The sequence below is a fragment of the Roseibium sp. MMSF_3544 genome, assembly GCF_030732845.1.
GTDB lineage: Bacteria > Pseudomonadota > Alphaproteobacteria > Rhizobiales > Stappiaceae > Roseibium.
Map to the genome: position 1 here is coordinate 1 of NZ_JASHKA010000043.1, position 14,399 is coordinate 14,399.

Below are 14,399 nucleotides of genomic sequence, written 5' to 3' on the forward strand. Positions count from 1 at the left end.
CGCAAGGCCGAGCCCGGTGCCGCCCTGCTTCTTGGTGTAGCTGGTGTCAACGGTCACGAAATCTCCGAACAGCGCTTCATGCTTGTCTGCCGGTATTCCGATCCCGGAGTCCTTGACGGTGAACCTGAATGTCGGCTCGACCGGGTCGTTTTTCTTCACGTCAACGGCAATCTCGACAAAGCCGATCTCGGTAAACTTGATCGCATTGGAAACCAGGTTCAAAACCACCTGCCGCAACCGGCCTGAATCTCCCACAACGTTCACGGGCAGATCGGATGCAAAATTCATGGAAAGCTGCAGCCCCTTGTCCTGCGCAATCGGCTTGAACAGGTCGAACACGCTTTTGACCACGGTCGTGAGCCTGAAGGGGGTCGGGTCGAGTTCCATCCGGCCGGCTTCGAGCTTTGAAAAATCAAGAATGTCATTGATCAATTCGAGCAGCGAGCGTCCTGACTCGCGCGCTGTCTTGACATACTCGGCCTGTGCCGGATCAAGCTCGGTATCGCGCAGCAGGCTCAAGATCCCGAGCACACCGTTCATCGGTGTGCGGATTTCGTGACTCATCATCGCCAGGAACTTGGCCTTGGCCTCGTTTGCCGCTTCAGCCTTTTCCTTTGCGTCCCTGAGTGCCGCGTCCGCGGCCCTGCGTTCCGTGATATCTCTGACATAGCCAAGGAAAAGCGGTCCATCAGCCCCTTTTGTGTGGCGGATGGCAAGTTCGACAATGATCTCGTGACCGTCCTTGTGCTGTCCCTCGATTTCGATCCGCTTGCCGAGGACGGGACCTTCGCCGGTCTTGAGGAACCTGGCCAACCCATCGTCGTGAGCCTGACGGTATTTTTGCGGAATGATGTAGTTCGACATTTTGTTGCCGACCATCTCGGCGGCCTTCCAGCCAAAGACGTCTTCCGCGGCCGGACTGAAGTCGAGCACGATACCGTCACCGTTCATAACGATGACACCGTCAAACGACGCATCCACAACGTTGCGCAGTAAATCTTCGTTGCGCCTCAATTCAGCTTCGCGGTTCTTGAGTTCGGTGATGTCCACCCTGAACCCGACAAGTCCGCCCTCGCTTGTGCGGGTCTCGATGACGCGCAACCAGCGGCCATCGTCCAGGTGCTGTTCCATTGGAGCACCCGGATACTGATGATGCTCCATACGCATCGCGACCCAGTCCTCCAGAACGCTGTCGGAAACCTGATACTGCCCGCGCATTGCGCCTTTCCTGATTATGTCCTCGAACTTTGCTCCCGGTTGAATGAGGTCGGCGCTGGAACTGTAGAATTCCTTGTACTTGCTGTTGCACAGGACAAGCCTGTCTTCGGCATCGTAAAGCACGAAACCATCCGGCAGGGACTCGATCGCATCAACGAGGCGGGTCTCGGCCTGTTTGACCTTGGCCGCGGCAGCCTTCCGATCCGTCAGGTCCCTGAAGATCGCCGTGAAGGTAGATGAACCGTCGATCATGACCTCCGAAAGGGACATCTCGACCGGATACTCCTTGCCGTCCAGCCGCCTGCCAGTTGCCTCAAGGCGCTTGCCGGTTGTCTCGATCGACGTTCCCGTGCCGGGATAACACTCAAACGGCAAATCCTCGTCCCCGGTGTCGGGCAGGAAATCACAGATCAGCTGACCAACGATATCGCCGGTCTCTTTAACGCCGAACATGGCAAGCGCTCTTTTGTTCGCGCTCAGAACCTCGCCAGTGGGCGAAAGGGTCAGGACGCCGTCGAGCATGGTATCCAAAATGGCGCTGACCTGTGCTTCCCCGGTTTCGGCACGCAATGTCGCCTTCACCAGGGCATCATTTTTCTCACGTTCCGCTTCGGCGAGACCTGCAAGACGGCGCATAGCGCGCTGGCGCTGGAGCGAGAGCACGAATGTCAGCACAAGCGCCGCCGTAAACGCGATCGCCAGCATGAAAATCAGATTGTCGATCGAGGTGAACCCGGTCCCATAAAGCGCGCTCGCCGGGATTATGACTTCCTGGATGCCGCGGACATCACCGACTTCCCACACCGTGTTTGGCGATTCAGGGTGCGTGTTGTGGCAGGCGATACAGCTCTCTTCCATCCGAACCGCCGTCGCGCTGCGAAAGAACGTTCCGTCGTCTCGTTGTTCAAGGCGTTGAAACGGCTGGTCGGGGTTGTTTTCGATCGCTGCAAGAGCCTCAGTCTCAAACACATCCAGCTGGCGGTCCTGGCGCCAGGGCCACGGATGCGTCGACAACATCCGGATCGCACTGCTGGCTCCTTGCGCCTTGAGCTCATCTTCAAGCGCCAGGGTCATCGAGACCGGAGCTGGGATTGTCAGGTCCTTGTCGTGATAGTCGTGACTTACCGAGACATCCTGGGACGAATAGAGCTTGTCGACCACTTCGCGGGAATAGAACGACCGCGCAGCCGTCAACAACTCGGACTGGGCCCTTGCAGCCGCTGAAAGATCAGCAGTCCTCGCCTTTTGCCCGAAGTCCACGGCGATTACATAGGCGGCGATCGCCGAGGCCGAGATGAAAACCAGGACGAGCCAGAACGTGGCGTCGTATGTCAGTTCCTGGATCCACTTGCGCATTTTTCGTCCCTTCCGGTCCTCACCTTCAGAACCGCATCCCTTGCGTAAGGCTTCGGGTGTAAGCTTGCTCATCGGAAATAAATTTTCGATTTATCTCATTGAATTTCTTGCTTTCGAGGTTCCAACGCATCGTGAGGGCTCTCCGATATGCGGAAAAATGGATTGTCGTCCAAGAAAGACCGCAGGCTCTCGTAAGAGAGCGCTCGCTCCTTGGTGCATATGTCCTCGCAGCTGTAGAAATCGATCGTCAGCTCAAATTTGTCTGATGCGTCGAACAGATGGGCGTAAGCATACAGGGTATCGGCCGTTGTCTGCCCGGGGACAGGTGCCGAATAGACGTCCCGAAACTTTTCCGTCGCGTAGTGGCTCCAGCCACTTGCCGGAAACCAGCGATCTGCCTTCGGTCCCGTTCCATCCAGGTCTCTCGGTGTTTCAAGGCCGGATGCCAGCAGGAAATCGAGCCGTTTCTTCACGGCTTCGGCAATCTCGTCAGCCGAACCGGAAGCAAAGTCACTGAGGTTCAGGAGTGTGATCCCCGCATGGCCCGTGTCTTCAAACCTTTGGGCGGACAATTGCTTCTGAGACAGGCCCTTTTCCAGATAGAAATCTTTGGGCCAGTAGCGCCAAAGACCGCCATGTTCGTCCTGTTGCCATTCCGCCAGGAAGGCCTGGACTATCTCTTCTGCTCTTTCCTGCCGCCCGGGCTCCGGAATGGACTTCAAAACGTTGGCGAACGCAATTTGCCAATTCCAGGGCGCAAACTTGCCCGCGAAGCGGAAATCGATTTCTCCATTGATCCGGTAAAGGCCGCTTTCGGCATCGAAGTCGCGCTCATAGGTCCGGGCGAGACAGCTATTCGTCACTGCAATCTCCTCTGCCACTGCGGCCGGACACAGGTTTGCGAGCGTTTCGCAGGACCTGGTTAGCGCATTGGTGATCATCGCCTGATTGATCATCAGCGACAGCCGTTCTGAAGGATTGCCGCCGTAGATTGTTGAACCCCAGCCGCAATCGGAGCGCTCAGCGTCCGTCAGGTCTTGCGGCACATCTTTTGACGCCAATGTGAGACGCATCGACTTGAGTGCAAGATGGGCAAAGACCTCGGCGCCGGTCTTTTCAAAGAGCTCGGAAAGTGCGCGTAACCGATAACTCTGGTTCCAGCTTTGAAGTCCTTCGGCATCGGACGAGCAGGCCCGGACCTCTCCGGTCTGTGACAAGAGAAGCCCTGAGGCCGCAAAAAAGAACCGAACAGCTGCCGGCGTGCCTGACACGTCCATCACCTTTTGCCCGCCAGACAACCCAAAGGACTTTGGAAGATTGGTAAATCCTGCGCTGTTCGAACCGATCAGCGGTCGGCCGACAACACCTGTCTTGAGGTCAATTTTGTATATGCCCTGCCCGCCGCTCTTGCCGCAGTTCAGTTGAGCCCAGAGGACATCTCCGGCAAACCTCAATTTGCGCGGCTGGCAAACACCGAAGTCCACGAGTGTCTCTGCTTCGGAGACGGTTTGACCGTCAGTATTTCGCGTGTACCGGTTGAGATGCCATGTCTTCCCTGCCCGTTTTTCCAGAAACAGCACCGCATCGCTTGTGTAGCGGAGCAGCTTCACGGAACTGTCTCGCTTCCAGCTTTTGAGAATCTGTCCGTCTCGCAGAAATTCGGTCTGTTTCGCGCCCGTTTTCCAGGATCGCAACACCGCCACGGATCCATCCCTTGAAAGCCTGAGCGCACGCATTCGTGCGCGGCCTGATGCGGCTTCGATCCAGTCCTGCCGGATCCCGTTGACAGTCACCTTGGGTACATCATCGCCCGGGTCGCGCCGCACAACCATCCTGTGCGGTCCGGCCTGCGCGACGTTTTCCAGACAGAGCCCCTCCTCACCCTTGCGAGAGACGATGCCGCTCCGAAGATCCACCATCGTGGTCTGTGTCGTCAGCGTGAGCTGGTTTTTGGAGACTTTTATGTCCGCTGCCAGCGCGCAAGGCGAGCACATGGCAGCGGAAAGACCGAGTATCTGAAAAAGATGTCGCATTTTGACCTGATGGTTAGAAGTTGAAGTAGATGAACTCGGTCAACTCGGCCAAGCGATAGGTCTGGATAAGCGCTATCCCGAAAAGAACGGACACCGCTGCGGCCCAGCCCGCGCTTGGCTTCCAGCGCAAAGGCAAGAACCCTTCCGAAGGTCTTTGAGAGATCAACTTTTTCAGGCCAAGGACAGGATTGTAGTTTTCCGTGAACTCGATCGCGTTCGGCAACAGGAAGACGATGGCGGCGAGGAAGATCATGGCAGCCCAAACTTGTGTTGTGCCGGTGACCATGGTTTCCCAGAGTTTGGGCTCGTAGACGGTCGACAGACCCGTCATTCCCAAAACAATGTTGTTGGCTCCATCGAAACTCTCGGCGCGGAAATAGACCCAGGCGACGACAACGGCCAGCAAGGTGATGCCGCGGCTCAGGAGATTTCCGACAGGTTTCGGAAGAATGGCCGGAATGTAGCCGGCGGAGACCAAGGCGGACCAGCCGTGATTGATCGCCAGATAAGCACCGTGCAGTCCACCCCAGAAGACAAATGTCCAGCTGGCGCCGTGCCAGAGGCCGCCCAGTAGCATGGTGATCATCAGGTTGGCGTAACGCCTCACCGGTCCGCTTCGGTTCCCACCGAGCGGGATATACAGATAGTCCCGCAGGAAATGGGACAGCGTGATGTGCCAGCGGCGCCAAAAGTCGGAGATGCTCGTGGCTTTGTAAGGCGAGTTGAAGTTGACTGGCAAACGGATCCCGAACAGGCGCGCAAGACCAAGCGCCATGTCGCAATAACCGGAGAAGTCGAAGTAGAGCTGGAATGTATAGGCCAGCGCGCCGATCCAGGCTGCCTCCATCGGCACGCCGGATGTGGTTTCGGCCATGTTGAAAACCGAATTGGCGTAGGGTGCAATGCCGTCAGCCAGCACGATTTTCTTGAACAGACCGATCGCAAATAGGGTGCCGCCAACGGCCAGGTTCAAGACCAGCTTGTTCTGGAAAACCGGCAGACGAAACTGGGGAATGGTTTCCTTCTGCATCACGATGGGACCCGCGATCAGCTGCGGGAAGAACACCACGAACAGCATGTAGCGCGGAAAGTCGCACTTCGAAACGTCACCCTTGTAGGTGTCGATCAGGAACGAGATCTGCTGAAACGTGAAGAATGAGATCGCCAGAGGCAACACGAGGTGCAGCAACGGAATATCCGCGCCGGCGATCAGGTTGGCGTTGCCGATAAAGAAGTCTGCGTATTTGAAGACCGCAATCAGGGAGAGATTGAAAACGATCCCGATGGTCAGGATGTACTTGTCCCGGACAGCCCGCAAGACCCGATGAAAGCCGTAGTTGACAACCACCGAACCCAGCAGAAGCGGGAGATAGATCGGCGTCCACCATGCGTAAAAGAGGAGCGAGGCGACAATCAGCCACCAGATGATGCCGTTTTCCCAGCCGAAGTGACGAAGGGTCAGATATCCCAGCAGCACTGGCGGCAGAAAAAGGTAGATGAATTCAAGGGAACTGAAAACCATGGCTCAACCCTCCTTCGTTTCGATTTGGGCCGGAAACGACCGCTCGATGGTGGTGCGATTTGCTTCGTCGAGTTTCTGAAGTTCCTTCAGAAGACTGGCGCTGCCCTGGTGCCCTCTATCGGCGCCCTTGCGAGCCAGTTCGAAGGCCTTTGTCCGGTTCTGCTGGACGTGAGTGCCCGTCGCATAAAGACGCCCAAGTTCTTCCATCGCGCCGGGATGGCCGGTGGCAACGCCACGTTCCAGCAGCTGGACGGCCGGCTCGGCCTTGAGACCGTAGCGGCTCTTCAGATGCAGCCGGGCCAACGCAGTGAGCGCTCCACCATGTTCGGCCTTGGCGGCAAGACGAAGCCACTTGATCGCCTCATCGGCGTTTTCGTCTTCTTGCTGCTGCGCCAAAAGCATCTGGGCAAGATCATGCATGGCACCCGCGTCTCCGAGGTCCGCGGACCTTAAAAACCATTCGCGTGCGAGCGTCATATCTGCCTCAAGAAACTCACCGTCGCGGCTTATGCGCCCAAGCGCCTTGGCGGCACTCGCAGACCCGTCGCGTGCCTTTTTCTCCAGCCCCGCGATTGCGCGTTCAGCCCAAAAGCGCGCTTTTTCCGGATCAGGGCTGGTGCCGTAGCGTCCATTCAGCAGGATGCGGGCGTAGTTGATTGTTGAAGAGGGGTACCCTGCGATGGCAGCGCGTTCGTAATGATGAAACGCCACCTCCAGGTCGCGCTCGGTTCCGATGCCCCGCTCAAAGTGTTTGGCCAGCTGAACGTGTGCCTTCGGATAGTCCCAAGAGAGCGCCTTCAAGAACCATTGCAGCGCGATCTGAGAGCATTTCTCGCCAGATGAGCGCTGAAACAGCCGGCCAAGTTCGTAGGCCGTCTCACCGCGATACGAGAAACTGTACCGAACCGCTTCCATGAAGATCAGACGCGCCTGATCCAGATCGGCATCGACGCCCCAGCCGTTCCTGTAAGCCCTGCCGAGATGGAACAGCGCTACCGGATGCCCGTCATTGGCGAGCTGGGTCAGGATATCGGCGGCTGCCTCCCAACGCCCCACCTTCTGCAGACCGCGGGCCTGCTTGATCATTTCCTCGATCGTCGGGTCAATCCGTTCGGATTTCGAAGTTTCCGATTGATGGCCCGGCAGGAGCGCGATCGCGCCGGAAGCGCTGAATATGGCGGCCAGAAGCAGAAACTTCCATTTTCTACGAGTCAGCTTTTTCCGTGTCATTGCAATGGCTCCCGGATGTTTGCTTCAAACGGCGAAACGCCTGCTACGGTTTGCGGAGCGATGATCTGCTCGTCGCGTGACTTTGTGTTTCCGCCACCCTGCTCCGCCAGTTCGGGCAATCCCGCAGTGATCAGCAGACCGATGAGCAAGCCGGTCGAGAAGATCAGGATGTCTTCGAAAATCTTCGTCCGCTTACCCATTGGACCGCCTCCAAAGCCTGCAGGAGGAGCCCTCAAGCAGTTCAAGAGTCCCTTCCGAATGGGCGTTGCTGACGTCGGCTTCAGTTGCGGGACACGCAAGCGCGCCGCGGCGTTTTTCGACGAGCGCTCGGCGGCCCCGGTCCTCGTCGATGAGCATCAAGAGCTCTCCGACGATCTTGCGGGCCGGGCCGGAACCGAAATGGTAGGCGTCAGTGAAGTTTTTCAGATCGCGGGTGAAAGGTGCATCGAAATCAAGATCCACGACTGGAGCAAGAGTTGCCAGACGCTCCCGGAACGCGTGGTTCGCGGCCGCCAGGCCGAAATCGCTGATCCGGCGCTGCATTTCCGAAATGGTTGGCGGAATGAGGAAAATCAGCCGAACGTCATTTTCCTCGCACCAGGCGGCAATTTCCTCGACCTTGTTCCAGAGATCGTCCGACTGTTTGAAGCGCCGCCAGTCTGCGGCACCGTTGGTACCAACCTGTTTGGCGAAAAGCTGTGGCAAATCCCGGTCAATCGAGATTTCGGGCCAATATCCAGCCCAGCTGCCGAGGCCGAAACCATGTCCGTTATATACCGAGCGCAGGACGAGCGGCCCGACAGGGGCTGTCAGTTTGCACTCGTCGCATAGAGCCGGGTCGAGCAGTGACTCCACGGTAATATTTTCAAGCGCTGCGAATTCAGCAGCCCGTGCGCCTTGAACCGGCCAGAGCGAGACGCCTTCGACGTCAGGCGCCAGGACCGGAAAGCGGTCTTGCAAGAGCTTCCAACCGGTCTTTGCGACAAACCAGTTCGTGTAGTAGCCGAAGGGGTCGTCAGCGAGCGCAATCGCCTCCGGTACGCGGTTCATGCCCCCTTTAAAGCGCGCATCCATGCTTCTGAGCGGGAGGCTCACAATCAGGGTGTCTAGTTCGACCTTTTCCTGAAGGTATTTGAAAGTGTCGTAGATTTCGTAGACCGTCGCTCCGCCATAGGCGAAGTTGTAAACGTCGTCCCGGCCCAGCTCCTGCCAGTACTTGTTCTGCAGCGCCCGCGCCCGACTGTCTCCCAGAATGACCGTCGGCGCCTTGATCCGCGGATACTCGATCATCTTGTAGAGCGGGTAGTGCGCCTTGACGCTGATCTCTTCCTTGTTGAGATCAAGATCGACGACCTGATTGTGGTCATAGGCATCGACAACGATGTTGAACATAACCGGCGCCAAGGCGGCCAGTGCGGTCAGCATCAAGGCAGTGCTATAGAATTTCGGCTTGGCTCTCATGACATGGCCCCTGAAATTGATTGCTTGACCAATGCAATCAAGAACCGCGCCAGTGCCTAATTCAGATTTTTTCCCATTAAAATCAGATATTTATATCGATGTTCCGAAATTGAGAATTCAAGCTGCTTTCGACTTTGAAAAACAGGATTTGCAAATTGGGAAGATGTTCGCCCCTCAGGCAGGCGAACCAAGTCCCAACAAAAAAGTGACCATCCTGCCGCTCGGCGGGTCGATAAGACCGGCCATCAGGCACACTGCCAGGAACAGCATCGTGACGTAGAGAAGTGTCAAGTAACTCGCCATCCAGTTCTGCAGGGTCGCAACCAGACCGTCACCCTCACCTGCCCGCTGATCGCCGCGATTGGACCAGCGCTGTTTGGACAGGCGGAAAATGCAGTAGACCTTCACCGATGCGTTGATGAGCTGGTTGAAATAGAGAATGAAGGGATAGCTGAGATCGACCTTGCGCGCATACTGAAACAGGAACAGAGACAGCAGCATGCGTGTGATGCAGATGAAGACGACATAGCCGAAAATGTAAAACGGGTCGTACAGCAGCGATGTGCACACGGCAAGAACCGGGCTGACGAGCATGGTCCACATGGATATTCGCTGATCCAGCAAGCACCACCAGATGAAAAACGGCATGCGATGCGGTCCAAGGGCCAGTGCCCTGGTGCCGTTGCGCAGCATGTTGCCTGACCAACGGCGGAAGTTCTGCACCATCCGGTCCATGCCGGAGCCCTCGATCACCTCGACGGTGTAGCCCATGGCATCGGGAACGTAGAGCATCCGGCAACCCGATTGCAGCATGTAGTACCAGGTGCTCTTGTCGTCGCCGGACAGAAAGCGGAACTTGCCCCAGAGCCAGTGTTCCAGATGGTCGGCCTCCAAAAGGCGAATGAATTTCAATTTCACCAGGTGGTTGGCGCGGAACACGGACATGCGTCCCGTCAGCGTGAGGACCCTGCCGGACAAGGAGTGCGACTGCATGGCAAGGCGGCGCTGCGCGAAGCGCATCGTCAGCCAGTTCGCGATCCAGCGCGGGCCGATACACAGCACTTCCTCATCCGTCGTGCAGGCCTGAAGATCAGGATACAGCTTGAAAAGAGGCAGACAGGCGCCAACAGCGTTGGGAGCCAGAATGAAGTCGCCGTCCATAAAGATGATGAGGTCATCGTCCTCAACATTGCCGCGGCTCATAGCGCGGAGAACCAGTCCGATCGCCAGCCGCTTGCCGGGCTGATTTTGCCGCACCACGTGCAAGGTGACGTCCAGATCGGACCACTCGCGCGTGAGAAGAGCGGAAATTAGGTCTTCGTCATAGCGGTCGCCCGATCCGAGCCAGATCGTGCCCGGCACACCCGCGCCGCGGATTTCGCGGCAGATGGAGCGGACCACTTTTTCCGTAATGTCGCGATGCTCTTTGTAGGTCGTCATCATGAAGTGGAGGTGGCGCGGCCGCCAGCCCTCTTCCCAGACCTTTTTGCCCGCGTCGCGCATGGACGGATAGACGAACTTGCCATAGATCCACGCCCGCACCGCATGGGTGAACCACCAGCCGTAGCGCCAGATACCCAGGAGGCCGATGACGATGGTTATCTCTTTCGTGGACGGGCTGAAGAACACGTTTTCAAAGATCGTCAGCCCTATGAAACAGCAGCCGAAATAGAGTGCTATCTGGAAGAGCGCCCACGGAGTCCATTTCGCCCAGCCCGTCGGCTGATGCATGATTTCATCCACCTTGTAGGGACGTGATGCCTTGTCCGTTTCCATCACAGTCCACTCACCAGTTGCTGCGCTGTGCGGAACACGAGATTGTTCCGATGACGTTCGAAATAGACTGTGATGGGCGTACCGCTGACGGGAAACGCCTCACCGTCAGGGATCAGCGTGACCTTGGCCGAACGTGCATCCGGTGATCTGAAACGGAACGTCTCCGACACTTCGTCAACAAATCCGTCCGTCCGGTCGATGTGATCGACGATCCCCCTGACCCAGCGGTTTTCCGAAGGAATGAATATGTTGGCCGTTGTCCCAAGGCGAACGTGAAGCACTTCATCCTGCGTCAGGAATGCGCTGGCCTGTTCTGACCCGGATTTTTCCAGAACCAGCAGCGGGTCACCCTGCCTGGCGGCGGCACCCACCAAAATGTCTTTTTCCCTGATCAGGCCAGCAAAAGGAGCGGCCACGCTCAAGGTGGCTTCCTTGTCCATCAGGTTCTCAACCATGGAGGCTTGGAATGCTTCCTGGGATTTCAACCGGGCAACCCTTGCCCTCATCTCCGCAAGACGTCCGGCAAAGGCATTGCCTGTAAAAAGCCGGACACTGTCGCCACCGGCAATCAGCTCCTCAAGCTCCTGAATGTGGATTTGCTTGCGTTCGAGATCGGAGATCACCGACTTGAGTTCCAGCTCCGCTGCCTCGACATCATCGGCAAGGGCAAGGCCCTTCTTTGCGAGGGAACGCATGCGATCAACCTTGAGGAGCGCGTTTTCCCTGGCAAGCTCAAGCCCTTCGACCTGCGAGCCTGCCTGGCGCACATTGTTGCGCGCAACGAGAGCGTAACCTTTGGCCTTCCGGTTTTCTTCGGCTAGCAAGGCGTCCGTTTCGGCAAGCTCCGCCCGGGTAGAAGCAAGTGCCGTCTGTGCGCGGCGTAACGCCTCTTCGTGCCGCCCGTCTTCCATAACCAACAGAACCTGCCCAGCAACGACGGCATCGCCGACACCATGTTGCGCTGACAGGAGCTGGCCATTTGCGGGTGCGGTGATTGCCTGACGCTCTGAGGTCACGACCGCCGAAGTGACTTCAAGGCGGAACAAGGTCGCGAACACATAAATGCCGACATAACCGAAGACCAGCGCACCCAGGGCAAAATAGAAAAGGGTCATGATAATCTGTTTGACCGGCCACCGGCGGACAGGCATGGCATCTGAAGGATTGGGATCCGGCTTTATCGGTACCGGCGTGACCGGCGTGTCTATGCGCACAATCGTGTCGGCGACGTCGGTCATCTTGCCACGAACGAGGTCTTCCACGAAGTGCTGCATCAGGGCGCTTTCGCGCTCGCCGAGCTCGGTGAATTTAAATGCAGCCTCGCCTCTTTCGTGATCGAGACGAACGACTTCCGCTTCGGCCTGAAGCGTTATGTTGAAACCCTGAAACGGCAGCGTGCAAAGGAGCGTGTGATGCGAGCCCTTTTCCGGAAGAACACGGGAGACACCTGCGATCCGGCAGCCGCCAAGACCCCAATCGACAGCGTCGAAAGACTGCTCTCCCATGGTAACGCGCATCGGCGCCTTTACCCGGTAGTGCAGCCTCTGGCTGGGTCTTTCGTGAATAATCTCCAAGTCGCGTTTCCTGCTGTTGCGTCGACAGCAGACCCACTGCAACTGAAATGCCAACTGCCTTGTGTCGCCAATCCTTTTTCGCAGGCGCAAAAAAACTCCGGCAAGTTATTGATTTTTATAGATGTACGGAAACTCTTGCCTTCGTGATACCCGACCAACTTTGCAAAATGAAAAGGTCTTTACGGCCGAAGAACCCCTCGGGGTTTCCCATTTTGCAAAGCTTTCAGGGTCGACCGAGCGAAAGCCGGGCCGCGGAAAAAGTCCGCAGCCCGGCTTATGTCCTTGAATTTCAGGTCGCAGTCTTCAGAAAATGAAACAATCACTGTCGTAAAGCGATTGCAGCGACTGGTTTCCCGTACCGCTGAGGCTGCAGATATCCTGATAGTTTCCTTCCCCGGCAAGGTCCACGGACAGAAGCGTGTAGCCGTCCGTTGAGACTGCCTGCAATTTGCCGAGAAAGGTTTGATCGTCGTCACTTCCGGCAAGGTGGCTGAAGTCGAGAAGGTCGGTACCGATGGCAAAATCGGTGATCACGTCAAGACCGCTCAGGTCGTAGCTGCGGAAAATGAACGTATCCACGCCCTCACCGCCGGTCAGCGTATCGCTGCCCCCAAGACTTCTGATTGAATCGTTGCCGGCACCGCCGTCGATGACGTTGACACCTGAGGTTCCCTTCAGAATGTCATCGCCCGAGCCCGACTTGATGTTGTCGATGAAATGCAGCGTATCTGTTCCGATCTCCTGGCCGTGAGCCTTCTTGTTGTGGAGCAGGATTGAGAGATCGACATCAAACGCGGTGTAGTCGACCGTGTCGTTGCCTTTGCCACCGTGCATATAGTCGTCTCCGGCATCGCCGAAAAAGGTATCGTCATCGTGACCGCCATAGAGCCTGTCGTTGTTGTGGCCGCCGCGCAGTTCGTCGTTACCAGCGCCCCCCTTCAAGACATCGTCACCGTAGCCCCCTTGCAGGATATCATCGCCGGATCCGCCGATGAGCACATCATCGTCGTTGCCGCCGTCCAGTGTGTCGTCTCCGGTACCGCCATTCAGCGTATCGGCACCCGCCTCACCAAAGAGTGCGTCATTGCCGTTGTTGCCGTTCAGGTCATCGTCCTGATTGCCGCCATAAAGCGTATCGTTGCCGGAGTTGCCGTAGAGCGTGTCTTCGCCGGACCCGCCAAAGAGCTGATCGTCACCGCTTCCGCCATGCAGATCATCGTTGCCGTTTTCGCCGTAGAGCCTGTCGTCACCCGAACGGCCATGCAGTTCGTCCGCGCCGGTTCCGCCGTAAAGCACGTCGTTGTCTGATCTCACGATCGTCGGATCATCCCTGCCGCCGCTGTCCGTGTCGGAGCCGCCGCTTTCGGTCTGATAATGTGCGTTCAACACAAGAGCATTGGACAAACCGATATCGACCGTAAAAACGCTGTCGTCGAAATCGCGGTCACCGCCGTTGAAGAGATCTTCGAAGCCGAGCGTCAAGGTGCCCGCGTCCGTTTTCAGAACGCCGGTTGTGTGAAGGATATTGTCCGGGTTCAGATTGACGGTCTCGCCGTAGGCAGCCGTATGATAGGGATCGTACTGGATGAGCGTTTTGGTTCCGTCCTCCGCGATGTGATACAGCCGCGGGCTGTCGCTTTCCAAAGTCGCGACCGAACCATCCGTATTCTGGAACTCAAGCGTCCCATTCTCAAGATCCAGATGCGAGTAACCGCCGTTACGGCTGTACCCGTTGGAAACGATGAAGAACGCGATGCGGTCACCCGCCGCGACATCGAGATATTCCCGGGATTGTCCCTGAATGAGATCACCGCCGCTGCCTTGCAGGGAAGCGTTCGGCCAGATGAATTCGACATCGGTAATCGTGCCGTCGTCGGCGATCTTGTAGTACCCGAACGTATTCCGGTAGCCGGCTGTTTCGCCTTCGAAAACCACCGAAACCGGATAATCATCGGTAATTTCAACCGATGTTACCTGAACGAGACTGGGACCACCCGAACCGTAGAGCGTGTCGTTGCCGTTGTTTCCGTAAAGCGTATCGTCACCGGTTCCGCCCCAAACCTCGTCGTTGCCGTTCTGGCCTGTTAAAACGTCATCACCAAACCGCCCCGACATTACGTCGGAGTGTCTTGAACCGTTCAAAATATCGTCTTCATTCGTCCCGATAACCGGACGTGTTGCAGGCAAGCTTGCCATCTCAATGCACTCCTTTGCTGATGCGCGACCGCG

9 protein-coding genes are annotated in these 14,399 nt (G+C 57.1%); all 9 read right to left on the bottom strand.

Going from position 1 to position 14,399, the window contains the following annotated elements:
• Positions 1-2,574: PAS domain S-box protein (locus RBB47_RS30215; protein WP_305989656.1), on the bottom strand; the 2,574-nt coding region annotated here is incomplete at its 3' end.
• A gap of 95 nt (positions 2,575-2,669) precedes the next feature.
• Positions 2,670-4,607: a hypothetical protein gene (locus RBB47_RS30220; protein ID WP_305989657.1), complete on the bottom strand. Its 1,938-nt coding sequence runs from the start codon at positions 4,605-4,607 to the stop codon at positions 2,670-2,672.
• Between the two features lie 13 nt (positions 4,608-4,620).
• Positions 4,621-6,129, bottom strand: coding sequence for an MBOAT family protein (locus tag RBB47_RS30225; protein ID WP_305989658.1), 1,509 nt, complete (start codon positions 6,127-6,129; stop codon positions 4,621-4,623).
• A gap of 3 nt (positions 6,130-6,132) precedes the next feature.
• The gene (locus RBB47_RS30230) at positions 6,133-7,359 is read right to left on the bottom strand and encodes an SEL1-like repeat protein (protein WP_305989659.1); all 1,227 of its coding nucleotides are present in this window, start codon (positions 7,357-7,359) and stop codon (positions 6,133-6,135) included.
• Positions 7,356-7,559 (bottom strand): hypothetical protein, encoded by a 204-nt coding sequence (locus RBB47_RS30235; RefSeq protein ID WP_305989660.1) that lies wholly within the window; start codon positions 7,557-7,559, stop codon positions 7,356-7,358. Before RBB47_RS30235 ends, RBB47_RS30230 begins: the two co-directional genes overlap by 4 nt.
• A complete protein-coding gene (locus tag RBB47_RS30240; protein WP_305989661.1) occupies positions 7,552-8,820 on the bottom strand; it encodes a hypothetical protein in 1,269 nt (422 codons plus the stop codon). Before RBB47_RS30240 ends, RBB47_RS30235 begins: the two co-directional genes overlap by 8 nt.
• 174 nt (positions 8,821-8,994) lie before the next feature.
• A complete protein-coding gene (locus RBB47_RS30245) occupies positions 8,995-10,596 on the bottom strand; it encodes a glycosyltransferase (protein WP_305989662.1) in 1,602 nt (533 codons plus the stop codon).
• Positions 10,596-12,170, bottom strand: coding sequence for an HlyD family efflux transporter periplasmic adaptor subunit (locus RBB47_RS30250; RefSeq protein WP_305989663.1), 1,575 nt, complete (start codon positions 12,168-12,170; stop codon positions 10,596-10,598). Before RBB47_RS30250 ends, RBB47_RS30245 begins: the two co-directional genes overlap by 1 nt.
• A 303-nt stretch (positions 12,171-12,473) precedes the next feature.
• Positions 12,474-14,366 carry a calcium-binding protein gene (locus RBB47_RS30255; RefSeq protein WP_305989664.1) on the bottom strand — a complete coding sequence of 631 codons (1,893 nt, stop codon included), beginning with the start codon at positions 14,364-14,366 and terminating at the stop codon, positions 12,474-12,476.
• Between the last annotated feature and the right edge of the window lie 33 nt (positions 14,367-14,399).

What these genes read in the sequence shown, in the direction of transcription:
- RBB47_RS30220 (WP_305989657.1), bottom strand. Translation starts at nt 4,607, where the DNA reads ATGCGACATCTTTTTCAGATACTCGGTCTTTCCGCTGCCATGTGCTCG.
- RBB47_RS30225 (WP_305989658.1), bottom strand. Translation starts at nt 6,129, where the DNA reads ATGGTTTTCAGTTCCCTTGAATTCATCTACCTTTTTCTGCCGCCAGTG.
- RBB47_RS30230 (WP_305989659.1), bottom strand. Translation starts at nt 7,359, where the DNA reads ATGACACGGAAAAAGCTGACTCGTAGAAAATGGAAGTTTCTGCTTCTG.
- RBB47_RS30235 (WP_305989660.1), bottom strand. Translation starts at nt 7,559, where the DNA reads ATGGGTAAGCGGACGAAGATTTTCGAAGACATCCTGATCTTCTCGACC.
- RBB47_RS30240 (WP_305989661.1), bottom strand. Translation starts at nt 8,820, where the DNA reads ATGAGAGCCAAGCCGAAATTCTATAGCACTGCCTTGATGCTGACCGCA.
- RBB47_RS30245 (WP_305989662.1), bottom strand. Translation starts at nt 10,596, where the DNA reads ATGGAAACGGACAAGGCATCACGTCCCTACAAGGTGGATGAAATCATG.
- RBB47_RS30255 (WP_305989664.1), bottom strand. Translation starts at nt 14,366, where the DNA reads ATGGCAAGCTTGCCTGCAACACGTCCGGTTATCGGGACGAATGAAGAC.